General features: G+C 39.6%; 24 protein-coding genes and 1 other annotated feature. Of the genes, 17 read left to right on the plus strand and 7 right to left on the minus strand.

Annotated elements, in window-relative coordinates:
- The first annotated feature begins 78 nt into the window (after positions 1-78).
- From LG307_RS06910 to LG307_RS06925, 4 genes are all read left to right on the plus strand, one after another.
- Complete coding sequence (locus tag LG307_RS06910) at positions 79-1,029, plus strand: ABC transporter permease (RefSeq protein WP_404449277.1); 951 nt, start codon at positions 79-81, stop codon at positions 1,027-1,029.
- Between the two features lie 14 nt (positions 1,030-1,043).
- The gene (gene opp4C / locus LG307_RS06915) at positions 1,044-1,955 is read left to right on the plus strand and encodes an oligopeptide ABC transporter permease (protein ID WP_404449278.1); all 912 of its coding nucleotides are present in this window, start codon (positions 1,044-1,046) and stop codon (positions 1,953-1,955) included.
- 152 nt (positions 1,956-2,107) lie between these two features.
- The gene (locus LG307_RS06920; RefSeq protein ID WP_404449279.1) at positions 2,108-2,335 is read left to right on the plus strand and encodes a hypothetical protein; all 228 of its coding nucleotides are present in this window, start codon (positions 2,108-2,110) and stop codon (positions 2,333-2,335) included.
- A gap of 100 nt (positions 2,336-2,435) precedes the next feature.
- Positions 2,436-3,185, plus strand: coding sequence for a YjbA family protein (locus tag LG307_RS06925; RefSeq protein WP_404449281.1), 750 nt, complete (start codon positions 2,436-2,438; stop codon positions 3,183-3,185).
- A 66-nt stretch (positions 3,186-3,251) separates the two neighbouring features.
- Here LG307_RS06925 and trpS read toward each other — a convergent pair whose 3' ends face one another.
- Both trpS and LG307_RS06935 read right to left on the minus strand, forming a co-directional pair.
- The gene (gene trpS / locus LG307_RS06930; RefSeq protein ID WP_404449283.1) at positions 3,252-4,241 is read right to left on the minus strand and encodes a tryptophan--tRNA ligase; all 990 of its coding nucleotides are present in this window, start codon (positions 4,239-4,241) and stop codon (positions 3,252-3,254) included.
- Positions 4,242-4,304: 63 nt separating this feature from the next.
- Positions 4,305-4,519 (minus strand) — a binding site (T-box leader).
- 43 nt (positions 4,520-4,562) lie between these two features.
- Positions 4,563-4,940, minus strand: coding sequence for a DUF3899 domain-containing protein (locus LG307_RS06935; protein WP_404449285.1), 378 nt, complete (start codon positions 4,938-4,940; stop codon positions 4,563-4,565).
- 357 nt (positions 4,941-5,297) lie between these two features.
- Here LG307_RS06935 and LG307_RS06940 point away from each other — a divergent pair, with 357 nt between their 5' ends.
- From LG307_RS06940 to LG307_RS06965, 6 genes are all read left to right on the plus strand, one after another.
- The gene (locus tag LG307_RS06940; RefSeq protein WP_404449288.1) at positions 5,298-6,986 is read left to right on the plus strand and encodes a peptide ABC transporter substrate-binding protein; all 1,689 of its coding nucleotides are present in this window, start codon (positions 5,298-5,300) and stop codon (positions 6,984-6,986) included.
- 151 nt (positions 6,987-7,137) lie between these two features.
- Positions 7,138-8,067: an oligopeptide ABC transporter permease gene (opp3b, locus tag LG307_RS06945; protein ID WP_404449289.1), complete on the plus strand. Its 930-nt coding sequence runs from the start codon at positions 7,138-7,140 to the stop codon at positions 8,065-8,067.
- The gene (gene opp3C / locus LG307_RS06950) at positions 8,067-9,077 is read left to right on the plus strand and encodes an oligopeptide ABC transporter permease (RefSeq protein ID WP_404449291.1); all 1,011 of its coding nucleotides are present in this window, start codon (positions 8,067-8,069) and stop codon (positions 9,075-9,077) included. Before opp3b ends, opp3C begins: the two co-directional genes overlap by 1 nt.
- Positions 9,078-9,098: 21 nt before the next feature.
- Positions 9,099-10,181: an ABC transporter ATP-binding protein gene (locus tag LG307_RS06955; protein WP_404449292.1), complete on the plus strand. Its 1,083-nt coding sequence runs from the start codon at positions 9,099-9,101 to the stop codon at positions 10,179-10,181.
- Complete coding sequence (locus LG307_RS06960; protein ID WP_404450402.1) at positions 10,174-11,112, plus strand: ABC transporter ATP-binding protein; 939 nt, start codon at positions 10,174-10,176, stop codon at positions 11,110-11,112. Before LG307_RS06955 ends, LG307_RS06960 begins: the two co-directional genes overlap by 8 nt.
- 860 nt (positions 11,113-11,972) lie before the next feature.
- Positions 11,973-13,187: a putative glycoside hydrolase gene (locus LG307_RS06965; RefSeq protein WP_404449293.1), complete on the plus strand. Its 1,215-nt coding sequence runs from the start codon at positions 11,973-11,975 to the stop codon at positions 13,185-13,187.
- A 39-nt stretch (positions 13,188-13,226) separates the two neighbouring features.
- Here LG307_RS06965 and LG307_RS06970 read toward each other — a convergent pair whose 3' ends face one another.
- Entirely contained in the window at positions 13,227-13,418 is a 192-nt protein-coding gene (locus LG307_RS06970) for a hypothetical protein (RefSeq protein ID WP_404449295.1), read from the minus strand.
- A gap of 162 nt (positions 13,419-13,580) precedes the next feature.
- Here LG307_RS06970 and LG307_RS06975 point away from each other — a divergent pair, with 162 nt between their 5' ends.
- The 6 genes from LG307_RS06975 to LG307_RS07000 all read left to right on the plus strand — a co-directional run bounded on the left by LG307_RS06975 (position 13,581) and on the right by LG307_RS07000 (position 18,662).
- A complete protein-coding gene (locus LG307_RS06975; protein ID WP_404449296.1) occupies positions 13,581-14,156 on the plus strand; it encodes a GNAT family N-acetyltransferase in 576 nt (191 codons plus the stop codon).
- Positions 14,157-14,279: 123 nt separating this feature from the next.
- Positions 14,280-14,723 carry a MarR family winged helix-turn-helix transcriptional regulator gene (locus LG307_RS06980; protein ID WP_404449298.1) on the plus strand — a complete coding sequence of 148 codons (444 nt, stop codon included), beginning with the start codon at positions 14,280-14,282 and terminating at the stop codon, positions 14,721-14,723.
- Between the two features lie 162 nt (positions 14,724-14,885).
- Positions 14,886-15,848, plus strand: coding sequence for an ABC transporter permease (locus tag LG307_RS06985; protein WP_404449299.1), 963 nt, complete (start codon positions 14,886-14,888; stop codon positions 15,846-15,848).
- A complete protein-coding gene (locus tag LG307_RS06990; protein ID WP_404449302.1) occupies positions 15,832-16,788 on the plus strand; it encodes an iron chelate uptake ABC transporter family permease subunit in 957 nt (318 codons plus the stop codon). Before LG307_RS06985 ends, LG307_RS06990 begins: the two co-directional genes overlap by 17 nt.
- A complete protein-coding gene (locus LG307_RS06995; protein ID WP_404449303.1) occupies positions 16,776-17,534 on the plus strand; it encodes an ABC transporter ATP-binding protein in 759 nt (252 codons plus the stop codon). Before LG307_RS06990 ends, LG307_RS06995 begins: the two co-directional genes overlap by 13 nt.
- Positions 17,535-17,693: 159 nt before the next feature.
- A complete protein-coding gene (locus LG307_RS07000; protein ID WP_404449304.1) occupies positions 17,694-18,662 on the plus strand; it encodes a siderophore ABC transporter substrate-binding protein in 969 nt (322 codons plus the stop codon).
- A 99-nt stretch (positions 18,663-18,761) separates the two neighbouring features.
- Here LG307_RS07000 and LG307_RS07005 read toward each other — a convergent pair whose 3' ends face one another.
- From LG307_RS07005 to LG307_RS07015, 3 genes are read right to left on the minus strand one after another with little or no spacing between them, the layout of a single operon-like run.
- A complete protein-coding gene (locus LG307_RS07005; RefSeq protein ID WP_404449306.1) occupies positions 18,762-19,493 on the minus strand; it encodes a GDSL-type esterase/lipase family protein in 732 nt (243 codons plus the stop codon).
- 27 nt (positions 19,494-19,520) lie between these two features.
- Positions 19,521-22,589, minus strand: a complete 3,069-nt coding sequence (locus LG307_RS07010; RefSeq protein ID WP_404449307.1) for an efflux RND transporter permease subunit — start codon at positions 22,587-22,589, stop codon at positions 19,521-19,523.
- Positions 22,590-22,598: 9 nt separating this feature from the next.
- On the minus strand, positions 22,599-23,819 hold the full coding sequence (locus LG307_RS07015; protein WP_404449308.1) for an efflux RND transporter periplasmic adaptor subunit: 1,221 nt from the start codon (positions 23,817-23,819) through the stop codon (positions 22,599-22,601).
- Between the two features lie 566 nt (positions 23,820-24,385).
- On the opposite strand from LG307_RS07015, the gene spxA reads away from it, so the two are divergent.
- Positions 24,386-24,784, plus strand: coding sequence for a transcriptional regulator SpxA (gene spxA / locus LG307_RS07020; protein WP_060666637.1), 399 nt, complete (start codon positions 24,386-24,388; stop codon positions 24,782-24,784).
- A gap of 217 nt (positions 24,785-25,001) precedes the next feature.
- Here spxA and LG307_RS07025 read toward each other — a convergent pair whose 3' ends face one another.
- Complete coding sequence (locus tag LG307_RS07025; RefSeq protein ID WP_404449310.1) at positions 25,002-25,664, minus strand: TerC family protein; 663 nt, start codon at positions 25,662-25,664, stop codon at positions 25,002-25,004.
- Positions 25,665-25,894 lie beyond the last annotated feature (230 nt).

The following is a 25,894-nucleotide window of genomic DNA, read 5'->3' on the forward strand; positions in this document are numbered from 1 at the left end:
AAAATGTACAGTATTAAAATAAAAAAATCACGTTTACTTCAACCTTCCTAAAGTAAAGACAGAAAAGGAGAATCAGCTATGATCTCATATATCATCCGCCGTTGTTTAATGGCGATTCCCCTATTATTCGGTATTACAGTATTATCCTTTGCTATTATCCAAATGGCACCAGGTGGTCCTACCTCTCTTATGATGGATCCGAATATTAGTAAAGAAGATATGAAAAAGTATGAAGAACGATACGGGTTAAATGATCCTATACACGAGCAATATTTTACATGGGTATCAAACATGGCGACAGGGGATTTTGGTGAGTCATTAATACGCCGTGGAGTGCCAGTTAGTGAAATGATTATGAATCGTCTGCCTAATACATTATTATTAATGATTGTTTCAACTGTATTGGCAGTCATTGTAGCAATTCCATTTGGAGTTATCTCAGCCAGAAAGCAATATTCATTAACTGATTACACGGTTACGATTACGTCCTTCCTTGGACTTGCAACACCTAACTTCTGGATCGGTTTAGTACTCATCATGGTATTTGCAGTTCAACTGCAATGGCTGCCAACCGGTGGTGTAGCTACCTTAAATGCTGAATTTAGTATCCTGGATCGAATACATCACTTGATATTGCCGGCTTTCGTATTAGCTACTGCCGATATGGCAGGTCTAACAAGATACACACGTTCTAGTATGCTTGAAGTCTTAAAGCAAGACTATATGCGTACAGCAAGAGCAAAGGGATTAAGAGAAAATAAAGTAACGTATAAACATGGTTTACGTAATGGATTAATTCCAGTTATTACGATATTTGGTTTAATGCTACCCGGTTTCATTGGGGGATCGGTTATTGTTGAAAAGATTTTTGCTTGGCCTGGAATTGGATTGTTATTCTTTGATTCTGCCTTCCAGCGGGACTATCCGGTTATCATGGCACTAACAGTTATCTCTGCGGTCTTTGTAGTTATCGGAAATTTAATTGCCGATATTCTATATGCAATTTTTGACCCGAGAATTGAGTACTAGAAGGGGGATCATCGATGCAAACTCAACCATCAACTCAACCAACTAATCAATCGTTAAACCCCAATATCAAGAGAAAACCAGATACCTTAACAAAAATAACGATCAATAAATTCATGAAGAATAAACTAGCTGTCATCGGTGCTGTGCTTCTATTCATAATCATTACGTTAGCACTATTTGCACCGCTTATTGCTCAGTTTGAACCACAAAAGCAGAGCTTATTGAACAAATTGCAAACTCCAGGTGGAGAACATTGGCTTGGAACGGACAGATATGGTCGTGATGTATTTGCCCGTATTCTATATGGCGCACGAGTATCACTACTAGTTGGATTTGCTTCTGTAGCAGGTTCCATAACAATTGGAACAGTTATTGGTGCGGTTGCCGGTTACTTCGGCGGGAAAATCGATGCAGTTCTAATGCGTATTGTAGACGTTATCATTTCCATTCCAACTATTTTCTTGCTAATCACATTGGTTACAATCTTCCAACCAGGTGTGGACAAGCTAATCTTGATTTTCGCCTTAACAGGATGGACGTTCACAGCACGTCTTGTACGTGGAGAATTTTTATCCCTTCGTACTCGTGAGTTCGTTCTTGCTTCCAAAACAATTGGAACAAGAAGCCATACTATTATATTCTCACATATCCTTCCAAATGCGATGGGTCCAATCATCGTATCAGCAACACTCGGGGTAGGGGGAGTTATCTTGGCAGAATCCGCATTAAGTTACTTAGGCTTAGGTATTCAACCGCCAACACCAAGTTGGGGGAACATGCTGCAAGATGCACAAAACTTTACTATCATGTTAAAACATTGGTGGTATCCGCTATTTCCTGGATTAATGATTTTAATAACAGTGTTAAGTTTCAACTTTGTTGGAGACGGATTACGTGATGCACTTGATCCAAAAACACTTGACTAGAAAAGCTGAGAGCCGATCTCGGCTTTTCTTTTTGTCTATTTTAAAAAGAACTTATCATTATTTTGTTGGCATGTCATAAAATGATAATAATAGTTTGGACAAGGAGACTTTAAAATGCTCATAAATAGTAAATTTTTTGTGAGAGATGGCTAATGGTCAGGGGGATTCTTTTTGTCACTGGGTTTGGAATCTCGGTTGTTGGCGGAATCAGTACGGTTGCATACTTGAATTTTTTTGCAACAGGATTAAGCTTAATGGAATTTTTCTTTTTCCTGATTACTAGGCCAGAATGCTATCTTTTACCTATTGGAATGATACTGGTTGCCGTGAGCATCTACTTATCTGGCAACCCAAATCAGTCTTTTCGGGACAAAGAGTAGACTTGTGGAAAATTAATTGGGCATTTTGGAATAATTATGCACTTCACTGTTCATACTGTTGGATAAATAAAAGAGTAGATGTGAAGTGAGGGGTTACGATATGTTATATCTTCATGACGTATGGGTAAATTGGTTTGAAGGAGAAGAAAACGGTTATAATGTTTGTCATTTTCATGAGTGGAGGAAGGACGATAGTGTAGAGTTATTGGACCAAGTTCCTCTATTGAAAGTAGATTCAGTTTTGTTTCACTATATTGAAAACGACCTCCAAGAGCTGCCTTCCTCTTTGCTAGAAGATATTTTCCAAAAAAGCTATATTCGAAAAAACCATGAGAGAATTCAATTGGACTACTGCTTTGTCGTTACTGATGGACAGGGAATACTTGCTGTAGATACTATCGGTTATAATATTCCAATTCGCAAAAGTAGATTGATCCCAAGGCAGGAGCAATTAGTATATGATATGGTGGAGAACCATGATATTGAAAAGTATACTTTTTCACCGGCAAGTAAATCGGCAAAAGACTATCATATTTTATCCCCATCGCCAGATATCATGAACGGTTTGACAAGAAAAGAAAGACAGTTGAAGCAACTTCTTTTCATGGCTTTGGATCAACTAAGGTCCACTTGCAATGTGGCAGAAATCAGGTATTGGTATACGGAATGGAATCCTATTCATTACCGGGAAATTCAGTCGATGAATTTTGAGGAAGTGTGGTCTCAGCTGCTTGAGGAGACAAGGGAAGGTTGGTCTGAAAAACATCAGACTTTTTGTGAGCATCTGGTAAAAGGTCAGCCATTTTTTGAGAAGCTGTGGGAGTTGGAGCAGCATCCGAAAGTTAATTAATTGTCGAATATTTCCGAGGAAAGAAAAAGCTGTCAGAGTTGATCTGACAGCTTTTTTCATTTGGAATTATCGGCGTTTGCGGCCTAATCCCATTGCGTTTTCAATTTTTTTAAGTGTTTTCATCGCCACGCGGTTGGCTCGTTCGGCACCTTCATCAAGGATGGCATCAAGTTTGTCTGATTCAATAAGGTCATTATACTTCGTTTGAATAGGTTCAAGTGTTTCGACTACCACTTGGGCAAGGTCACCTTTAAAGTCACCATATCCTTTTCCTTCATATTGAACTTCTAATTCTTCAATCGATTTGTTTGCCAAAATAGAATAGATGGAAAGTAGATTGGAAACGCCAGGTTTATTTTCTTTATCGAAACGAACGATTCCTTCAGAGTCTGTAACAGCACTTTTAATTTTCTTTTCTAGTTGTTTTGGTGTATCCAATAAGGAAATAAAGGACTTCAGATTTGGATCTGATTTACTCATTTTCTTGGTTGGCTCTGTTAATGACATGATTCTGGCCCCGACTTTAGCAATTTTAACTTCTGGAACCGTTAAGATATCACGGTATTTCTTATTGAATCGTTCTGCAAGATCTCTAGTCAACTCAAGATGTTGCTTTTGATCCTCTCCAACAGGTACAACATCTGTGTTATAAAGTAGAATATCGGCAGCCATTAATGGTGGATAAGTAAGTAATCCAGCAGTTACGGCTTCTTTACCTGTTGATTTATCTTTGAATTGCGTCATTCTTTCCAATTCCCCGATATACGCAACGCATTGCATCATCCATCCTAGTTGAGCGTGTGCTGGCACTTCTGATTGGATGAAAAGAGTTGCCTTTTCTGGATCAAGGCCGATTGCCAAGTATAAAGCAGCAAGTTTTCGTATATTCTTGCGAAGCTCCTGTGGATCTTGTTGAACTGTAATTGCGTGCTGATCAACAATACAGAAGTAGCTGTTGTAATCGTTTTGCAATTCGACAAACTGCTTCATGGCCCCGATGTAATTTCCAAGAGTTACATTTCCACTTGGCTGAATTCCCGAAAAAATAGTTTTCATTGTTTCTTCTCCTCTTTTTTATAAATTAGTGATGAATACACAAAAAGGCCCATTCATCCCTATAAAAGGGACGAATGGACCGTGGTACCACCCTTATTATTTCACACAAATTGCAGAAATCACTTAACCTTGTAACGTAAGGATACGTCACAGCCTACTGAATAGTTCAGCCGTGAAGCTCAGAAGTCCATTCCTAAACGTTAGTTGTTTGTTCACACCAACCACAAACTCTCTTAAAAACTAAGCTGTTTAGTACTACTCTTCATCATTGCTTTTATTTGAATAAATATTCTTTTATTATAACCACTTTATTGGTAAATATCAACTATAGTAATAGACAAATAATGAAATCAGCATACCGAGGAACAGCAAAAAGGAAGCAATAAAAACGTGCTGCATGGAAAGAGGCTGTAACAGTTCCGACGGTGGTCTCATTTCATTTCTAATGTCATTTTCTAACTCTTTATCTGGCTGTGTGGAGGCAAAGATTCTTCTGAAACTATAAGTGATTCCATCAAAAAAACCTTTTTGGACAACTAAAATAAATAATGAAACAAAAATAAAAGTACTTGAAACGGTAAAAGATGTGTTGATAAAAGTCAGTAGGGTAATTTTTCCATAATAAATCCAACTTGTGGAGAGTGTAGCAACAAGTAAAATTATGAAAAAAAGGAAGGACCATTTAACAGAAATTTTCATATTTCCTCCTATAAGAATTGAAGTATTTAATAAATGAGATAAAAATGTTCTAAATTGTATTGTAATGAAATGAATAGAATAAGACAAATATAAAGAAACTATAAAAGGAATTACTTGTAAAAAACAAATTGAAATAACAGTGCAACACTTGTAATATTTTTGCAATATTTAGGGTGTCATTCTCGAAAAGTTTATAGGTCTTTCGTACTATTTTTGTAATGATTATGCTTGAAAAATCAGTATTCTGTAAAATAGACGTTAAATTAATGAATGCACAATGTTTAGAAAACTTGTATAATAAAAATCGTTACCTCGAAACACAACAATTTTCGACATTATTTTTAGGGGGTCAAGTAAATGAAAAAGTCAAAATATTTACTTCTTTTAGCGCTTACACTTGTACTTAGTGCTTTCTTAGCTGCATGTGGCGGCGGAAACTCAGCGCAAAACAATGGAGGACAAGGGGATACTCCACCAGCTGGTGAAGGAGAACCAACAGGTCCACAAGTACTTAACGTCGTTGATTCTGCAGAGATTCCAACTATGGATACAGTCCAAGGAACAGATGCAGTGGCATTTAACGTTATGAACAACGTTTTTGAAGGTCTTTACAGACTTGGAGAAAATGATGAAGTAGTAGAAGGTGTTGCGAAAAGTCATGAAGCATCCGAAGACGGACTTACTTACACTTTCACATTACGTGAAGATTCCGTATGGTCTAATGGGGAGCCTGTAACGGCTAACGACTTCGTTTATGCTTGGCAGCGTGCTGTAGATCCTAACTCTGGATCTGAGTATGGTCCATATATGATGAACGGAAAAATCAAAAATGCTACACAAGTTTCTGCTGGGGAATTACCATTAGAAGAGCTTGGTGTTAAAGCACTTGATGAATATACTCTTGAGGTAACACTTGAGCAACCAGTTGCTTATTTTGAATCTTTAATGACGTTCCCGACATTCTTCCCTCAAAATCAAAAGTTCTTGGAAGAACAAGGTGACCAATATGCATTAGAAGCTGATACTTTAATCTACAATGGTCCATTTACTTTAGACAGCTGGGAGCATGAGGTAGGTTGGACTATGAAGAAAAATGCAGACTATTGGGATGCTGAAACGGTAAAACTTGATGAAGTCAATGTAAAAGTCGTTAAAGAGGTTTCTACTGGTGTTAACTTATACACTGCACAACAAATTGATATCTCTCCTGGTTTAACATCTGATTTCGTTACTCAGTACCAAGAAGATCCAGACTTGATTTCTTACCTAGAGCCAACTATTTTCTGGTTTAAGTTTAACCAAACGAAAAACGAAGCTTTAGCGAATGTTGATATTCGTAAAGCAATCTCCATGGGCTTTAACAAGAAAGACATGACAGAGTTCGTACTAAATAACGGTTCTATCCCAGCAGACTATTCTGTACCAGTTGAATTCGTTGAACACCCTGAAACAGGTGAAGACTTCCGTGAGAAGAACGGAAACATGAACGAGTTTAACCTTGAAAAAGCACAAGAGCATTGGAAAAAAGGCCTAGAAGCATTAGGTACAGATGCCGTTACGATTGAAATTCTTGGTGGAGATACAGAATCTGCTAAAACTATGCAAGAATATCTTCAAAACCAGTTACAAGAAAACCTTCCTGGTTTAACAATCAACTTGAAAGAAGTACCGTTTGCTCAACGTCTAGATTTAGATGCTGCAATGGACTATGATATGCAGCTTGCTGGATGGGGTCCTGACTATCTTGATGCTATCTCCTTCTCCAACCTTTGGATCACAGATGGAGGAAACAACAAAATGGGCTACTCTAACGAAGAGTATGACAAATTGTTAAACGACGTAATGACTACGTATGCAAATGATCCAGTAAAACGTTTTGAAGCGATGCAAGAAGCAGAAAGAATTCTTCTTGAAGAAGACGCTGCGATTGCACCGATCTACCAACGTGGTACGACAAGACTTTGGAAACCTTACGTACAAAACGTTTACAAACATAATTTCGGTCCTGACTTCAGCTACAAATGGGCTTACATCAGCGGTAAATAATATTATACTGAAATAAAAATAATTCTTTTAAAATAGAGAGAAAGAGAGTATATTTGAAAATATATACTCTCTTTTTCCCTGTAGGGAAATTGTCGAATTTTAGTGAATATTATAAACAATTCGACGCATTACTTTTTAGGAGGTGCCAACAATGACAAAGTATTTGTTGCAACGTATCTTATACATGTTTATCACCTTATTCTTAATTGCCTCATTTACATTCTTCCTGATGAAGATGATGCCAGGTTCCCCATTTACGATGCAAGATAAACTGTCAGAAGCACAAAAAATTATACTGAATGAAAAGTATGGGCTCAATGATCCTGTACCTGTCCAATATGGAAAATATCTTGTAAACCTAGTACAAGGTGATCTAGGGATATCTTTCCAATATGACAACAGAAGTGTTACTAGTTTAATTATGCAGCGTATTGGTCCATCGGCACAACTAGGTTTCCAAGCAATGTTCTTCGGGACAATTATCGGAATATTCTTAGGTGTTATTGCCGCTTTAAGACAAAACACATGGGTGGACTATGGATCCACAATTCTTGCCGTTCTTGGTAAGTCTATCCCTTCCTTTGTTTTCGCAGGATTATTACAGTATTGGATTGGTGTAAAACTTGGATGGTTCCCTGTTGCATTTTGGTCAGGCTGGGAATTCACCGTTCTGCCAACGATTGCACTTTCCATGTTCCCAATTGCAATTTCCGCTCGTTTTATGCGTACGGAAATGATAGAAGTATTAGGTTCGGACTATATTACTTTGGCCCGTGCAAAGGGTGCTTCTAACTATGATATCGCAGTAAAGCATGCATTAAGAAATGCGTTAATTCCGGTAGTGACGGTTCTTGGACCGTTGGCTGTAAGTTTGATGACTGGAACACTTGTAATCGAGAAGATCTTTTCTATCCCAGGACTTGGAGAACAGTTTGTTCGTTCTATTACAACTAACGATTATCCAGTAATCATGGGAACAACATTGTTCTTTGCAGCACTTTTCATTGTCATCGTTCTTGTAGTTGATATTCTTTATGGAATTATCGACCCGCGTATTCGCTTGGCAGGAGGTAAGAAATAATGAATAACAACAATTTTGATAAACTGCCAAAGGATTTATTTCAACCTGCGGTGCAAGACCCAAATAAAAGTGAGAAAATTGCAAAACCGAGTTTAACGTATTGGCAAACTGCTTGGCTGCGCATTAAGAAAAATAAAGCTGCCATTGCTGGTGCAGTAATCTTGCTCGTTATTGGTTTCCTTGCAATTTTTGGTCCATTTATGAATGACCATGGATTTAATACACAAAATGTTACTCAGGGAAATTTACCTCCAAAAGTGCCTGGAATTGAAAATCTGGGGATTCTTGATGGAACTAGAAATGGAGTAGACGTTTACGAACAACGTGGTATCACAGATTATTATTGGTTCGGTACCGACAGCCTTGGCCGTGACTTATGGACACGTGTCTGGACAGGTACTCGTATATCATTATATATCGCCTTACTAGCAGCATTTATTGATATGGTTGTTGGTGTTGCATATGGCGGAATTTCAGGTTTCTACGGTGGACGTACTGATAACATCATGCAACGTATCATCGAAGTCTTGGTTGGAATTCCAAACCTAGTTATTGTTATATTAATGATCCTTGTACTAGAACCGGGGATATTAGCAATTACCATCGCCTTAACCATAACCGGTTGGGTCGGAATGGCCAGGGTTGTCCGGGGACAAGTTCTTAAACTTAAGAACCAAGAGTATGTCCTTGCTTCTAAAACATTGGGTTCAACCAATAACCGAATAATCACTAAACATTTACTACCGAATGTGGTGGGAGTGGTCATCATTAATACGATGTTCACCATCCCAAGTGCCATTTTCTTCGAGGCTTTCTTGAGTTTCATCGGATTGGGCTTAAAGCCTCCAATGGCTTCACTCGGTACATTGATAGATGATGGGTTCAAATCTTTACAGATCTTCCCGCACATCATGGTATTCCCGGCTGTTATCATCAGTTTATTGATGATTGCATTTAACCTTGTAGCAGACGGATTCCGTGATGCATTAGATCCTAAAATGAAAGACTAGTTATAAGGCAGGTGAATGACAGTGGAAAAAATTCTTGAAGTCAAAAACTTACATGTTTCTTTTGATACATTCGGTGGAGAAGTAAAGGCTATCCGTGGAGTTGACTTTGATTTGAAAAAAGGGGAAACTCTTGCAATCGTAGGTGAATCCGGATCCGGTAAATCCGTTACGACAAAAACCGTAATGCGTTTATTGCCGAAAAACAACTCCAACATCAAACAAGGGGAAATCCTTTTTGATGGGAAGGACCTTACAAAGCTAACTGAAAAACAAATGCAGGGAATTCGCGGAAAAGATATCGCGATGATCTTTCAGGATCCAATGACTTCCTTGAACCCAACTATGACGGTTGGAAAACAGATCATGGAAGGCATTATCAAGCATCAAAAGCTTAGCAAGAGCGCTGCTGCAGAAAAGGCGATTGATTTGTTGCGTCTTGTTGGAATTCCAATGCCGGAAGAACGTTTTAAACAATATCCGCACCAATTCTCAGGTGGTATGAGACAAAGGGTGGTAATCGCCATTTCTCTTGCTTGTAACCCAAAAGTATTGATTGCAGATGAGCCAACGACCGCACTTGATGTTACCATTCAAGCTCAGATTCTTGACTTGATGAAGGACCTTCAAAAGAAAATTGATACATCTATCATCTTTATTACACATGATCTTGGTGTGGTGGCGAATGTGGCAGACCGAGTTGCTGTTATGTATGGCGGACAAATCATTGAAACTGGAACGGTGGATGAAATATTCTACGATCCACGTCATCCATATACTTGGGGATTATTGAGTTCCATGCCAGACCTTGAACTTGGAGACGCTTTAGAACTATATGCGATTCCTGGTACTCCACCGGATTTGGCAGATCCACCAAAAGGGGATGCATTTGCGCCACGTAACGAGTATGCAATGCAAATTGACTTGGAGATGGAACCTCCGATGTTCCAAATTTCCAAGACGCACTTTGCAAAAACTTGGCTGTTACATGAAGATGCACCGGTTGTAGAGCCTCCGTTGGCTGTACAAAAGCGTCGTCGCGCAATGCCGCAAAACTTCGAAAAGCCTGTTATGGTTAAGGAAGGTGAAAACAATGGCAATGGGTGAAAAGTTATTGGAAATACGTAACCTGAAGCAATATTTCAATGAAGGCAAACCAAATATGGTTAAGGCTGTTGATGGCCTTAACTTTGACATCTACCGCGGTGAAACATTAGGTCTTGTTGGAGAGTCCGGATGTGGGAAATCCACGACAGGTCGTACCATCATTCGCTTATATGATGCAACAGACGGTGAGGTTCTTTTCGAAGGCGAGAATGTTCACGGCAAAAAGTCCAAAAAAGAGCTTTTGAAATTTAACCGTAAGATGCAAATGATCTTCCAGGACCCTTCTGCATCTCTCAATCCGCGTATGACGGTTGCTGATTGTATCGCAGAAGGCATTGATATTCACGGTTTAGCTAAGTCAAAGAAAGAGCGTCTAGCTCGCGTGCATGAACTACTTGAAACGGTGGGCTTGAATAAAGAGCACGCAAACCGCTACCCGCATGAATTCAGTGGCGGACAGCGCCAACGTATCGGAATTGCTCGTGCCCTGGCAGTGGAACCGGATTTCATCATTGCCGATGAGCCGATTTCCGCATTGGATGTTTCCATCCAGGCACAGGTAGTAAACTTAATGAAAAAACTGCAAAAGGAAAAAGGGCTGACTTATCTATTCATTGCCCATGACCTTTCGATGGTGAAGTATATCTCCGACCGCATCGGGGTTATGTATTTCGGAAAAATCGTCGAGCTTGCAGACAGCGACGAGTTATACAACAATCCGATTCACCCATATACCAAATCCTTGCTGTCCGCGATCCCTCAACCGGATCCGGACTCCGAGCGCACACGTAAGCGTTTTGCTTACGACCCAGCATCCCATGGCTATGCCAAGGATGAGGCGTTAGAGTTGCGTGAAGTAAGACCAGGACATTTTGTGTTGTGTTCAGAGGCTGAGTATAAAAAATACCAAGCTGAATACGCAGGTAAGTAAATTCTTTTATGTTTGTGTGGACCGATCCTCGATTGTGAGGGTCGGTTTTTTTGATTGTTGATTGCTGGAGGGGGGGCGGTCATTCAGCTCTAAGCACCTGAAGGCACGGCAGAAAAGGGGGATCTTGTCTAATAGACCGGTTCTATACGCCTGAAGGCACGGCAGAAAAGGGGGATCTGTTTAATAGACCGGTTCTATACGCCTGAAGGCACGGCAGAAAAGGGGGATCTGTTTAATAGACCGGTTCTATACGCCTGAAGGCACGGCAGAAGAGTGGGATTTGTCTAATAGAAGGGCTCTATACGCCCGAAGGCACGGCAGAAGAGTGGGATTTGTCTAATAGACCGGTTCTATACGCCCGAAGGCACGGCAGAAAAGGGGGATCTGTCTAATAGACCGGTTCTATACGCCCGAAGGCACGGCAGAAGAGTGGGATTTGTCTAATAGAAGGGCTCTATACGCCCGAAGGCACGTTAGAAAAAGTTGAATTGTCTAATAGAAGGGGTCTATACACCCGAAGCTCGGGCAAAAGAGTGGGATCTGTCTAATAGACCGGTTCTCAACACCCAAAAGTCCATCGCCAAAGTTAAAACGGTAGAAGAGAAGCAGTCTCTCCGCCCGAAACACCATTCCAAAAATCCAAAACGGTAAGAGAGCCCCCCATCTCTCCACCAAAATCCCCTCAGTAAAAGCCCAAACGGTAACAAAAACCGCCTCGACACCATCCCCCGCTCACCCCATATCCTCCTTGACACTAGTACTCTCGGATTATTTTGAAGGAAATTGTTGAAAAAGGTAAAATAACAACGATTTTCCAGTATAATAGAGATAGCATATAAGAGAAGGGATTTTGAAATGAAATGATGAAGAAATTTATGGGTGGTCTGGTGGCTGCAGTCGGAATTTTCGTATTAGGTGGAACACTAGTACAAGCAGAAGAAGAAGATGTGCTTAAGGCTTCGCAACATGCTACAAAAAAAGTCGAAATGCAAACTAGGGAGTTACCAATATCGATTGCAAGGTTTGCCTTTGATTCAGGATATACTTTCACCTATCCAGATGCGGTACGAGGTATTTATGTTACAGGTCACTCTGCAGGCGGGGAAAGATTTCCACGATTACTAGATTTACTAAACAAAACAGATTTAAACGCAATGGTTATTGATATAAAAGATGACCACGGGTACTTGACTTACATACCAGAGGAAGAAGATTCTCCATTCATGGATATTGCGCAGCCTTATATTAAGGACCCTAAACAAATGATGAAAACCTTGGAGGAAAATGAAGTATATCCAATTGGTAGAATCGTAGTTTTTAAGGATACTGTATTAGCTAAAAAGCGCCCGGACCTATCTTTCCAAGAAAATGGAAGTGTATGGGTGAACGGCCGTGAAGAAGCCTTTGTAAGTCCATTCTTAAAAGAAGTATGGGATTACAATATTGATATAGCGATCGAGGCTGCAAAAATGGGCTTTCAAGAAATACAATTTGACTACGTTCGTTTCCCGGAAGGTTTTGAAAAGAGAGACACTTCCCTTGAATATACCTATGGAGAATACAAGGACATGGACATGGATAATGTTCAAAAGCGGGTAGAGGCGGTAACGGATTTCGTGGAGTATGCTCGTGAGCGGTTAGAGCCCTACAATGTGCAAGTTTCCGTGGATATCTTTGGGTATACGGCAACATTGCCGGAAGCCCCAGGAATAGGACAGAACTTCAGTCGAATTTCAGAACACGTGGATGTGATATCATCCATGATTTATCCAAGTCACTGGACAGCTTATTTTGGAATTGCAAAACCGGATACGGAGCCATATAATCTGATTGCGGAATATTCAAAGCTTGAGAACGCCAAGCTGGATGAACTGGAAAATAGACCTGTATCTAGACCATGGATTCAGGACTTTACGGCAACTTGGCTTGGTGCAGGAAATTATATTCCTTATGGACCAAAGGAAGTGGAAGATCAGATCCGTGCACTGAACGAAAATGGAATAGATGAATATTTGATTTGGAATGCAGGTAATAGTTATACAGAAGGACTAGATTTTACACCGTTAAATGATTGAGAATAAGAAAGCTGCCAATCATATGGCAGCTTCTTTCAATTACTTCTTTTTTCCTCCGACACTTTTCCAACCTGCCTGCATACTTACAGATTTATCAAAGCTTTCAGAGCCTTTTTTCCCGCCGAAAAGTTTTTCTCCGATACCATTTGTAAGAACACCCATCACTGCGGTAATACCGATTACCAGTATTGCCACGATGGTAAAATCCATGAAATATTCAATCAACACCATACATCCCCTTTGTTAATGTAATCGGATACAAAAGAATCATACTTCTATTGTATGGTATGTTTAGGAGAAAGGGAAGAGGGCATATTAACACTGAGGTCTGTTAAAGTTTGTTATACTAAATATGTACATAGAGATAAAATGAAAGGGGAGTCTTATTACAGAATGAATTGGTATGAGAAATTAAATCAGTATTTTCCAGTAGAAGAAATGAAATCGAGGGAGCATATGGAGCTTCTGTTAAAAGAAAGAGGAGACATCTACCATAAGGATGAGGGGGAGCACCATGTATTGATGTATGTGGAGCTTGATAACTTCATTTTTATAGACTACTTGTTTGTTTCCAAAGATGCTAGAGGAATGGGTCTTGGCCATAAGCTTTTAGACAAAATGAAGGAAAAAGGAAAGCCGATTATTTTAGAAGTGGAACCTGTTGATTATGAGGACACAGACTCGGAAAAACGACTTCGCTTCTACAAACGAGAAGGGTTCGAACATGCGACATCTATCGGTTATAGACGCCGGTCTCTTGCAACAAATGAAGTGAATGCGATGGAGATTCTTTATTGGTCGCCGACGGATGCAGGCGAAGAAGCTATTTACGAAGGGATGAAAGCTACATACGAGCAAATTCATACGTATAAAGATAAAGAACTATACGGTGAATCTTACGATAAAGTAGACAAAGTGCTAACTTATGATGCAGATGATGACAATGAGGATATATTATCTAAATTGTAAAAATTTCTTATTTCTTAAGGCTAAATAGAACCATTACCCACGGGTAGTGGTTTTTTAACAAGAAAATACTTGCATAAACAAGTATTTTTCGATAGAATGAAATCGCTGAGAGGAGTTGGAAAGATGAAACTTGACAGTAACTATAAGTTAGATGATTCGATAGGTTATAAACTTTTCCATGCATCAAGACTAATGAATAATCGCATTAACAAATATTTTAAAGAAAACGATTTTCCAGTCACCTATGAACAATGGCAAATATTGAGTAGATTGTATGAGAAGGACGGGCTAACACAAAATCAAATTGCAGAACTAAATGAGAAAGATCAACCAAGCGTTTCGCGTTTAATAGTTAACATGATAAACAGGGGATTAGTAATAAGGTCTACACACCCATCTGATGCGAGGATAAATATTATTAGTCTAACAGAACAGGCAAAAGAGTCGGAGGAGAAGCTTAAGATCATTGCAAATCAAACGATTCAGGACGCAACGAAAGGGATAGATCCTGAAGAGGTGACAAAATGCCTTAGAATGCTGGATCAAATTAGAGCAAATCTTAAATAAAATGTTTGTTTAAGCAAGTAATGAGCTGAGGGTTATTAGTTGTTTAAACAAGTATTTTTACAACAGATAAATTTTAGGTAAGAATACTGTTTGGCTTATTTTTTTTAACCTTTATTGAGAATGATTATCTATTTCAAATACAGTGTAAGGAAGGAAAACATAATGAAGAAAAGGTATCTATTTATCTTGCTAATAACATTATCAATTATCTCTTTATTTATTGGAGTAACGGAAATACAGCCTTGGAAATTGTGGCAGGGAATAAGTGAACAGCAACTTCAGATTCTTTTGCTTAGTAGAATTCCCAGACTGCTTAGCATAATTATCGCTGGTATAGGTATGAGTGTTTGTGGATTGATTATGCAACAGCTAACTAGGAACAAATTTGTCTCACCAACTACTGCTGGAACGATGGACTCTGCAAGACTTGGAGTATTAGTTTCCCTTCTGCTTTTTTCTTCAGCTGGAATGTTACTAAAAGCCTCCATTGCTTTTTTCTTTGCACTGGCTGGGACGTTTATTTTTATGAAGATTTTAGACAGGATAAAGTTCAAGGATGTCATTTTCATCCCTCTAGTGGGGCTAATGTTCGGAAGTATTGTAGGCTCCATCACCACATTTTTTGCTTATAAATATGATCTTATTCAAAATATGTCATCTTGGTTGCAGGGTAATTTCTCGCTAATTATTAAAGGAAGATACGAGTTGCTTTACATAAGTATTCCATTGCTTATCATTACATATCTTTATGCAAACAGATTTACCGTTGCAGGTATGGGAGAAGACTTCTCGATTAATTTAGGACTGCCGTATAAACAGGTAGTAAACATTGGACTTGTCATTGTGGCAGCTGTGACGTCTATCGTCATCTTGACAGTAGGAATGATACCCTTCCTTGGCCTAATCGTCCCTAATATTGTAAGTATCTTTCGAGGAGATCATCTGAAAGAGAATCTGCCATACACTGCGATGATTGGAGCAATCTTTGTCCTTGCATGCGATATTCTCGGTAGAATTATCATTTATCCGTACGAAATACCAATTGGTCTGACTGTCGGCGTAATAGGTAGTGCGTTATTTCTTTATCTTTTGTTTAGGAGAAGTACATATGAAACTAAAGCATAAGATTTATCTATTAATAGGTTTACTAGTAATCTCTGTTTCTCTTTTCTTATTTTATGATCTTGGTTCAAGTTGGGACTATGCGCTACCAAGGAGGGCAACGAAAGTACTTGCTATCATACTCACTGGCGGTTCCATTGCTTTTTCTACCGTGATTTTTCAAACGATTACTAGTAATAGAATATTGACGCCAAGCATTATCGGACTGGATTCTCTTTATATGCTTGTCCAGACATTTATTATTTTCGTCTTTGGTTCTGCAAGTTTTATAGCAGTTAACAAGGAAGTGAATTTCCTCCTTTCGGTATCATGCATGGTGTTGTTTGCCATACTCCTTTACAAATTCCTATTTAAAGGAGAAGGACGAAATATTTATTTCTTGCTTCTGGTTGGGATAGTATTTGGAACTTTGTTTGGCAGTTTATCTACGTTTATGCAGGTACTGATTGATCCCAATGAATTCATGCTTGTCCAGGATAGGATGTTTGCAAGCTTCAATAACGTCAACACGGAACTTTTGATTGTTTCAATTATTCTTTTAATCGGTATCGGGATTTATGTTTCTCGTTATTTGAAATATTTGGATGTCCTGGCGCTTGGAAGGGAACAGGCAATTAATCTTGGAGTACCTTACAACTTCATTGTTCAAAGGTTTTTAATCATTGTTGCCATACTTGTTTCCATCGCGACCGCATTGGTTGGTCCGATAACATTTTTAGGTTTGCTTGTTGCAAATATTGCCTATCAATTTATGAAAACTTACCGTCATACATACCTATTAACTGCCTCTATTCTGATTAGCATTGTGGCGCTTGTGGGGGGACAGCTGATTGTAGAACGAGTATTCACATTCTCTACTACCCTAAGTGTCATCATCAATTTTACAGGCGGTGTCTATTTTATTTATCTGTTATTAAAGGAGAGTAAATCATGGTCGAAGTAAAGAACCTTACGAAAAGCTATGGAAACAAAAAAGTGGTTGATCAGGTAAGCACTAAGGTAAGAAAGGGTAGCATCACTTCCTTTATAGGTCCAAATGGTGCAGGTAAAAGCACCTTGTTGTCCATGATGAGCAGATTAGTAGAAATGGATTCCGGCGAAGTTTATATAGATGGAAATAATATTGTCAAACAAAAAAGCAACATTTTAGCGAAAAAGTTATCCATTTTGAAACAGTCTAATCATATGCCGATTCGCTTGACTATTAGGGAGCTTGTCAGTTTTGGGAGATTCCCTCATTCACAGGGTAATCTGACTGCAGAAGATTGGAGAGAGGTAGATGCAGCAATTGCTTACATGCAACTGGAGGAAATGCAGCATAAGTTTCTGGACCAATTAAGTGGAGGGCAAAAGCAGAGAGCATTCATTGCCATGGTGATTGCGCAGAACACAGAGTATATTCTGTTGGACGAGCCGTTGAATAATCTAGATATGAAGCATTCGGTTCAAATAATGAAAGTGCTGAGAAAGCTTGTTGATGAGACAGGTAAGACGGTTATTATCGTTATCCATGATATTAACTTCGCATCAGTGTATTCAGACTATATTGTGGCACTGAAGAATGGAAAATTAGTAAAGCAAGGTAGAACAGAGGATATCATTAAAGAAGAGGTTTTAAAGGATATCTATGATATTGATATAAAAGTGAAAGAAATAGATGGAAAAAATATTTGTATTTATTTTTCTTAAGGAGGAGAAGACGATGCTCACTTACAGGAATGCTATTCCTTGATGGACTTCTCAAGAACTGGCGCCACCCTTATGTGGGAAGAGAAGACAAAAGGGAGTTCAATAGAGAATAGAAACATCAAAGTTAGCGTTATCCAAAAATTTCATGAGGTGAAGGAAATGAAGAAGAATCTATCCATATTATTTTTAGCTTTCTTATTATCTTTAGTTGCTGCCGCGTGCGGTACAAATAATAGTGCAACAAGTGGAACCGAAACTGCTTCAGCAGAAGCGAAAACTACCGAGAATACCGAAACGATGACTATTGAACATCAATTAGGAAAAACAGATATTACGAAATCTCCTGAAAACGTCATTGTATTCGATTTTGGAATATTGGATTCCCTAGACAAATTGGGAGTGAAGGTTTTAGGAGTTCCTCAAGCGAACATACCTCCTTACTTATCAAAGTATGAAGGCGCAAAATATGAGAATGTGGGAAGTTTGAAGGAGCCGGATTTTGAAAAAATACATTCGCTTGAGCCAGAGTTAATCATCATATCCGGCAGACAAGCGGAAGCATATGAGGAGTTGTCCAAAATAGCTCCAACTATCTTCATGGGAGTAGACACAAATAACTACCTCCCATCTTACAAAGAAAATATGACATTGCTTGGAGAGATTTTCAGTAAAGAGTCCGAAGTTGCTGAGGAATTGTCTCAAGTGGAAGAATCTATTAAGGCATTAAAATCCAAAGCAATTGACACGGGTAAGAACGCATTAATTATTCTTGCAAATGAAGGAAATTTAAGTGCATATGGTCCTGGTTCCCGTTTTGGAATCATTCATGATGAGTTTGGGTTAACAGCTGTTGATGGTGGGATAGAAGTTTCAACGCATGGTCAGAATGTTTCTTTTGAATACATTCTTGAAATGAACCCGGATTACTTATTTGTCATTGACAGAGGCGCTGCCGTGGAGGGAGAGTCAAGTGCCAAAACGTTATTAGATAACGATATTATCAAGCAGGTAAATGCGAGTAAAGAAGGGAACATTGTGTATCTTGATCCTAACTACTGGTACTTGTCAGGTGGTGGCCTCATTTCTGTTTCAGAAATGGTCAAGGAAATCGAATCCAGCTTAGAATAAGTGGAGCAAAATATTGTATTGAGATAACTAATATAAGAAAAAAACAAACTCCACCCTAAACTAGAGGCAAGAAGCTACTAGTACGGGTGGAGATTTTATTTACTCTTGGTTGTTTTCATATGCTCTTTTCATCAGCTGGGTAATTTCTATGTATCCTCTATCATTCGGATGAATGTCTTCTTTTGCGATATGCGTCCACTCCAATGCTTTCCCCTCAAACGCTTCATACGGGTCAATCATCAGTGTTTTGGACTCATCTCCAAACTCTTCGATAAAGCCATTAAACAATGGGGCATATTTAGCGCCAAGGTCCGTCAGTTCATGACCTTCTGGATAAGGATTATAGAGTCCTAAAAGGATAATAGTAGCATCAGGATTCAGTTCTCGAAGCAGTTTGTACGTTTCTTGATAGGTCCTTTTCAGAACTTCCATTCGGAGGTTGAGTGCTGATTCATCTTCGTCTTCGGGTACAGAGCGTATCGTTTGCAAGAAGTCATTGCCTCCAATAGATACAGAGATGACTCCAGCAGTCTTCAAACGATTTTGGAGAGCCTCGTCAGCAGTCAGCAGTGCCAACAATCCAGTAGAGGAGAGGCCGGGTATTCCATAATTTTCGACAATAACATTGTTATCCTCGCGTAAATACTTCGTGAATTGCGGAACAAAGCCGTGAATGCGCAAGTAGTTTTCTTCTGATGATCCAAGACCAGCAGTCAACGAATCTCCAATGGCGATATAAGTAATCTCCCCTGGTGATTCAGCTGTCACGGGAGGATAAATAAGAAAGCTTGAAACAAGTAGCAATACAACCAGACTCCATTTTTTCAGCATGTTCTTCCTCATCCTCCCCTGATTTTGTTAAGCATCAAGCTTCTCTAATTTCTTCAGCTTTCTTTTTTCCTTGTATTCATCAAACAGATAGTAAACAACCGGAATTAAAATCAACGTAATGATGGTAGCAAAACTTAATCCGAATACTATGACGATTGCCATCGGTTGTTGAATTTCCATCCCTTCTCCAAAACCAAGAGTCAATGGTATCAATCCAAGAATGGTGGTAAGAGCCGTCATGAAAATTGGTCGTAATCGAGTAGGACCAGCAATAAGGATGGCTTCCCAAGTTGTTTTGCCTTCCCGTTTCATCATGTTCACATAGTCTACAAACACAATGGCGTTATTGACGACTATTCCCGTCAGAATCAGCATTCCCACGAGTGAACCAACACCAAGAGGTTGACCGGTGACGAGCAGGCCGAAGATGATCCCTATAACCGTCAAAGGTACGGTGAACATAATGATAAATGGATAGAAATAAGACTCAAACTGTCCGGCCATAACCATATAAACAAGTACGACAGCAAGAGCCAAGGCGCCCCCAAGCTTGAAAAAAGCGTCATTCATCTGTTCATCCTGTCCACCAATCGTAATTTTATATTGATTGTTTGGAATGTAGATGTTTTCTTTCAATGTTTGTTCCACATCATCAATAACGCTTCCAAGGTCGCGGTTGACGATATCGGCATTAACCGTAATTTCACGGTTTCTGTTTGTACGATTAATCTGGCTTGGCCCTTGGCCCCTTTCAACTGTTGCCACTGCCTGAAGAGGAATATTTTCACCAGTTGGTGTATTGATCAGTAATTTTTCCAACTCTTGAATGGAAGCGGTATACGTATCTTCAATGGTCAAGCGAATATCAAGCTCATCCCCGTCACGAGCCATTCTTGAGGCGACAAGCCCTTTCGTCGCATTAGAAACGGCAGATGCAATTTGTGCACTGCCAATCCCAAATTGGCTTGCCTTGACCCTGTCGATGTCCACGACAATTTCCGGATTTCCTTCTGTATAGTTAGAGGAAGGCTCCCTGATTCCGTCTATTTCAGAAAGTAGCTCAACCGTCTCGTCCGCCATAGCTTTAAGAGTGGTTAAATCAGGACCTGTAATGCTTAAGGATACCGGATTTTGAGAAAACCCAGAGTCTCCGGAAGATAGGGAGATGTCTGCGCCCGGGATATTTTCAAGCTTTTTCCTGATGTCATCTCCAACAAGTTTGTCGGAACGGCTCCGTTCTGTTACAGGAGTCAAAAGAATGCTGTAATTGGCCCGGTTAGTCTGCGTGCCGGCTGAAACCGAAAAGTTGTCTGTTCCACCAACTGTGACAAAAGCCAGGTCAATCTCATTGATGTCCGCCAACCTTGAATCGATTTCTTCCATCACATCATATGTAGCGTCAAGTGAGCTTCCGTCAGGTAAGCGGACGGTCATGGAAATGAAACTCTGATCCTGTTGCGGCAAAAATTCTTTCCCGATAAAAGGGATACCAATCAATGAAATCAAAAACAAGATGACGATGGAGGTTATCGTCTTTTTCGGATTTCTTAATACTTTTTCCAAAATAGATCGGTACCAATTGGTGAATCCGGTAAATCTTTCTTCAAATCGGGATGTGTTTGTATTTACTTTTAATAATAAAGAAGAGAATAACGGAACAATAATTAACGCTGTGAACAAAGAAGCGAGCAACGAGAACGAGACAACAAGAGCTAATGGCTTGAATAATTGTGCCGCCAATCCGTCCACAAATACGATAGGTAAGAAAACGATAACGGTAGTCAAAGTGGAAGCAATGATGGCAGGGCCAACTTCACTAGTTCCTTCGATTGCCGCATCTTTCATGGAATAACCCTTTTGTCTTAAACGATAGATATTTTCCAATATGACGATGGCGTTGTCGACCATCATCCCAATCCCCAGTGCAAGTCCCCCAAGTGTCAATAGATTCAACGTTTGTCCGCTGAAGTACATAAAAATAAAGGTCGCTACGATGGAAACAGGTATGGAAAATAAAATAATTAGTGTACTGCGAATGTTTCGTAAAAAGAAAAACAGGACAAGTGCAGCAAGCAAACTACCTGCAATCATGTTGGTGGTTACTGCTCGAATAGATTGTTCGATAAATTGACTTTGATCAAATATCGGTTTTATTTCAACGCCTTCAGGCAGGCTCTTTCTAATTTCTTCTAGCTTTTTGTCAATATTGTTTGCTACAGTAACAGTGTTACTTCCAGACTGCTTCAATATAGACATTCCAACTGCAGGTTCTCCATTCAGATAACTAAGCTGAGTGGTTGGTTGAAGGGTTTCCTTCACTTCACCGAGCTGATCTAACTGAATGACTCCTTTAGGAGTGGGAATCGGAAGCGTCTGTATGTCATATATGGAGGCGTATTCTCCTGTGATCCTTATTGGCAGGTTCTGATTTTGATCCGTTAAAGAGCCACCTGGAAGGTTTAAATTTTCAGCAGCTATAATTTGTTGTAATTGATCAATAGAAACATCAAAGGAGGAAAGAGCATTGGGATCCAACGTAATTCTTACTTCGTTTTCCGCTCCACCTTCTACTGATATGGAGGCAATGCCGTCTACGCTACTTAATTGAGGTTCAATCTCTTGTTCAGCTAACTGCTTAGCCTTGATCATTTCTCCAGAAGGATCCGTAATCGCCAGCTGTACAATTGGCAAATCGCTGGGATTAAAGCGGAGAACCCTTGGAAGGTTAGCGCCAGAGGGAAGAAAATCTCGAACAGAATCTATGCGTTCCCTCATATCCAAGGAGGCAAAGTCCATATTCGTTCCCCATGTGAATGAGACGAGAACAAGCGAGCCTCCAGTCCGTGAAATGGAAGTTACAGACTCTACATTCGGCAAGGTGCTCATTGCATCTTCAAGTGGAGAAGAGATTAGGTTCTCGATCTCTTCAGGACCAGCGCCTTCATAGGTGGTAGTTACCGCAACGATGGGAAAAGTCAATTCAGGAAACAAGTCAACTGGCATACCGCGCATACTGACGGCACCGAGTATTAACATTAGTATGATCACCATTGACATAGCAATGGGACGTAATACAGAAAGCTTCGCAATTTTCATCTAATAGGCTCACTCACTTTGTTCAGATATTTCCGCACCGTCTTTTAATCTTTCTTTTCCGTTTACGGCTACTTTTTGGCCTTTGCTGATTCCTTCAAGAATCTGCATATATTCATTATCACGGAATCCAGTTTCAACATCCTGTCTCACTGCTTTATTCCCTTCAATAACATAAACATAAGGATTTTCTTCTTCATATAAGATAGCGTCCATAGGTACAACAGTTTGAGCTTCTAAATTATCAACAGCCACATATGCAGTGGCTCTCATTCCGCCCTTAATGGCTAATTCTGTGTTACTGACAGGAATGGTAACGGAAAACATATTTGTTTGCTGATTGACTGTCGGAGAGACCGTTTCGATTTTTGATTCAAACGAATCTGTTAATCCCTCAAAGGAAATCGTCGCATCTTGACCGGCCTTCAGCTTACTTACTTGGTAACTATTTACTTGGAAGGTAGCTGCGATGTTGTTAAGTTGAATGATCGTACCGATTGGAACATTTGGAGAGGCAATGCCATCGTTTACAACATTCAATTCAGAAACAATTCCGTCAATTGGACTTGTAATCGAAGTGGCGTCTGCCATTTGCTGTGCTTGCTTCAAACCTTGTCGTGCCTGATTCAACTGAGCTTCCATCTCCATGGTGTTAAAGGTTGGCATCTGTTGGACTTGGCTCGCTGCTGTAGCAAGCTGAGCCTGCTTTACCATGACATCTACGGTGCTTTGCACTAAATCCAGCGAGGTAACAGCACCTGTGTCCACTCCATCTAAAAGAGCTTGAGATTTTTCTAAACTTTGGTTTAATTCTTGTTGCAACTTGGGTATATCAGATAGAGAGGCCTGATTTTCAGCTGCCTCTTGCATTTCTTTCATTTTTGAAAGGGCATTTTCTAATTCTGTTACAGCACTCTGGGCTTGGGTCACCTGCTCAGTTGCAGCCTCAGAATCCAATGAAACAATTAAATCGCCCTTTTTGACTATATCGCCAATTTTCACATGAACAGATTCAACGGTAAGGGGGGAGGTAGTAAGGAGTGGTACTTGTGTTTCCGGTACAGCAAGTCCGACCAGTTCAATGGTGTTACTGATGTTTTTTTCCGTAACTTCAGCGATGGTTACCGGGATCGTATTGGACTCTGTATTCTGACTTGTAATCTCTTTTTGACTGCAAGCGGTTGAAATTAAGAGTACGAACATGGCAGGAAGCAGCCAATATTTTTTCAACATATATCACCTCATACTTATCTTGTCTAAATATAAAACTAACATGTATTACAAACCCTTACAAATCCTAACTATCAAAGGGCTATCGAATCAACAAAATTGTTACCACTTTGTGAACATACAAAAAAATAATGAGAACTAATTTCATTTATATGAAACCTTCCACCACAACCAAACGTCTGAATAGATGTAAGCCATAGTTCAAGTGAAATAAAAGCTTTTCGAATCTCCCCTTTAGATTGGAGTGCAAGGTGTGACACTCCTGAGGGGGATAGCGGTAGATTGAGACCCCGCAACGAAGTGAGGAGGCTCAAGCACCGCCCCTAGGAAAGCGAACACCTGGAACGCAAATCTAAAGGGCGTTAGTGCAGTAACCGCAAAAAGAAAATTTGAACATGTTGTGACAACTTGTCCGACTTTTAAAATACTATACCTTTTTAGTCGGAAATCGTGTATAATAATCAATAGAGATTACTTCTTTAGAGTAATTTCAAACTGAGAGCGATTCACAATTAGAAACGTTCAACATGTTCTTTCAAATAATACTAGATAAAAGGAGAGGAAAGTTCATGGTAACCCTATATACATCTCCAAGTTGTACTTCTTGTCGTAAAGCAAAACATTGGTTAGAAGAACATAACATTCCATATACAGAAAGAAATATTTTCTCTGAGTCCTTATCTATTGATGAGATTAAAGAGATTTTACGAATGACGGAAGACGGAACAGATGAGATCATCTCAACTAGATCAAAGATCTTCCAAAAACTGAATATAAATGTGGAAGCAATGCCTCTGCAAGAATTATATTCTGTTATTAAAGAACACCCTGGTCTTTTAAGAAGACCTATCATCATAGATGAAAAACGACTACAAGTAGGGTACAACGAAGATGAGATTCGTCGCTTCTTACCTAGAAAAGTAAGAACCTTCCAATTAAGAGAAGCACAGCGATTAGTTAACGGCTAATATAAACAAAAAACTTCTACATGCATGCCATGTAGAAGTTTTTTTATCCTTATAGTCTCCTTATTGATTGGAGTGCAAGGTGTGAGACTCCAGCGGGGGAGAAACGGTAGCTTGAGACCCCACAGGCGAAGCCGAGGAGGCTCAAGCACCGTCCTCTGGATAAGCGATAAGCCAACACCTGGAACGGAAATCAATAAGCGTAAAAGCAGCAACTTTCTTAGCGTATTTTTAAAAACTGTCTTTTATACAACCCAGTAAAAATCAACATTCCTATTATAAGCGCGAAAGGAAAAAACGCCTGCCATTCACCAGCAGGAAGCATTACAGCAACCTTTGGCTCGAAAATAATCATCTTTCCTGCGGTATAGCACAATATGCTTGCTCCTAAATAGATAATTATAGGATATTTCTCCATGGCCACTAATATAATTTTACTCCCCCATATAATTATTGGAATGGAAAACACCAGGCCAATAATCACCAAATAAAAATTACCATGCGCAGCACCTGCTACGGCCATTACATTGTCTATTCCCATGACGATATCGGCAAGTACAATGGTTTTAATAGCAGCGCCAAGGGTGTGGCGGCCCTCAACAATTGTTTCGTTTCCATGATCCAGAATTAACTGTGCTGCTATGTAAATCAATAGGACTCCACCGACAAATTGAAGGAATGGAACAGCCAAGAGGTAGACGGCACAGATGGTGAGTATAATTCTACAAACGATTGCCAGAAGTGTACCTATTATTATTGCTTTGTTACGATGGCGCTCAGGAAGATTGCGGCATGCCAGTGCAATTACAATGGCATTATCTCCGCCAAGCACAATATCGATGCCAATAATCATCAGAATGGAAGTTAACAGTTCCAGCTCCACTTTATCGCCCCTTCTTGTCCCAGTCCTTTATAAATATAGTGGTCAACAAGAGAGATTATGCCAGAAAAATTGGAATTGGGAGTGGTTCTAGGTGGTTATAAATATGGTGGATAGGCATTTTAACGATTTTTAAAAATGTGAGCATTTTTGTTTCCATTCTTCCTTTTTTTATCATAAAATAAAAGTACAAGTATAACTCTTGATAGTACAATGCTCTTTTTATAAGCTGC

The organism is Sutcliffiella horikoshii (assembly GCF_044809035.1).
Taxonomy (GTDB): Bacteria; Bacillota; Bacilli; order Bacillales; family Bacillaceae_I; genus Sutcliffiella_A; species Sutcliffiella_A horikoshii_G.

Bases quoted from the DNA above. Each gene is read 5' to 3' on its own strand.
- LG307_RS06910 (WP_404449277.1), top strand. From the start codon at position 79: ATGATCTCATATATCATCCGCCGTTGTTTAATGGCGATTCCCCTATTA.
- opp4C (WP_404449278.1), top strand. From the start codon at position 1,044: ATGCAAACTCAACCATCAACTCAACCAACTAATCAATCGTTAAACCCC.
- LG307_RS06920 (WP_404449279.1), top strand. From the start codon at position 2,108: ATGGTCAGGGGGATTCTTTTTGTCACTGGGTTTGGAATCTCGGTTGTT.
- LG307_RS06925 (WP_404449281.1), top strand. From the start codon at position 2,436: ATGTTATATCTTCATGACGTATGGGTAAATTGGTTTGAAGGAGAAGAA.
- trpS (WP_404449283.1), bottom strand. From the start codon at position 4,241: ATGAAAACTATTTTTTCGGGAATTCAGCCAAGTGGAAATGTAACTCTT.
- LG307_RS06935 (WP_404449285.1), bottom strand. From the start codon at position 4,940: ATGAAAATTTCTGTTAAATGGTCCTTCCTTTTTTTCATAATTTTACTT.
- LG307_RS06940 (WP_404449288.1), top strand. From the start codon at position 5,298: ATGAAAAAGTCAAAATATTTACTTCTTTTAGCGCTTACACTTGTACTT.
- opp3b (WP_404449289.1), top strand. From the start codon at position 7,138: ATGACAAAGTATTTGTTGCAACGTATCTTATACATGTTTATCACCTTA.
- opp3C (WP_404449291.1), top strand. From the start codon at position 8,067: ATGAATAACAACAATTTTGATAAACTGCCAAAGGATTTATTTCAACCT.
- LG307_RS06960 (WP_404450402.1), top strand. From the start codon at position 10,174: ATGGGTGAAAAGTTATTGGAAATACGTAACCTGAAGCAATATTTCAAT.
- LG307_RS06965 (WP_404449293.1), top strand. From the start codon at position 11,973: ATGATGAAGAAATTTATGGGTGGTCTGGTGGCTGCAGTCGGAATTTTC.
- LG307_RS06970 (WP_404449295.1), bottom strand. From the start codon at position 13,418: ATGGTGTTGATTGAATATTTCATGGATTTTACCATCGTGGCAATACTG.
- LG307_RS06975 (WP_404449296.1), top strand. From the start codon at position 13,581: ATGAATTGGTATGAGAAATTAAATCAGTATTTTCCAGTAGAAGAAATG.
- LG307_RS06980 (WP_404449298.1), top strand. From the start codon at position 14,280: ATGAAACTTGACAGTAACTATAAGTTAGATGATTCGATAGGTTATAAA.
- LG307_RS06985 (WP_404449299.1), top strand. From the start codon at position 14,886: ATGAAGAAAAGGTATCTATTTATCTTGCTAATAACATTATCAATTATC.
- LG307_RS06990 (WP_404449302.1), top strand. From the start codon at position 15,832: ATGAAACTAAAGCATAAGATTTATCTATTAATAGGTTTACTAGTAATC.
- LG307_RS06995 (WP_404449303.1), top strand. From the start codon at position 16,776: ATGGTCGAAGTAAAGAACCTTACGAAAAGCTATGGAAACAAAAAAGTG.
- LG307_RS07000 (WP_404449304.1), top strand. From the start codon at position 17,694: ATGAAGAAGAATCTATCCATATTATTTTTAGCTTTCTTATTATCTTTA.
- LG307_RS07005 (WP_404449306.1), bottom strand. From the start codon at position 19,493: ATGCTGAAAAAATGGAGTCTGGTTGTATTGCTACTTGTTTCAAGCTTT.
- LG307_RS07010 (WP_404449307.1), bottom strand. From the start codon at position 22,589: ATGAAAATTGCGAAGCTTTCTGTATTACGTCCCATTGCTATGTCAATG.
- LG307_RS07015 (WP_404449308.1), bottom strand. From the start codon at position 23,819: ATGTTGAAAAAATATTGGCTGCTTCCTGCCATGTTCGTACTCTTAATT.
- spxA (WP_060666637.1), top strand. From the start codon at position 24,386: ATGGTAACCCTATATACATCTCCAAGTTGTACTTCTTGTCGTAAAGCA.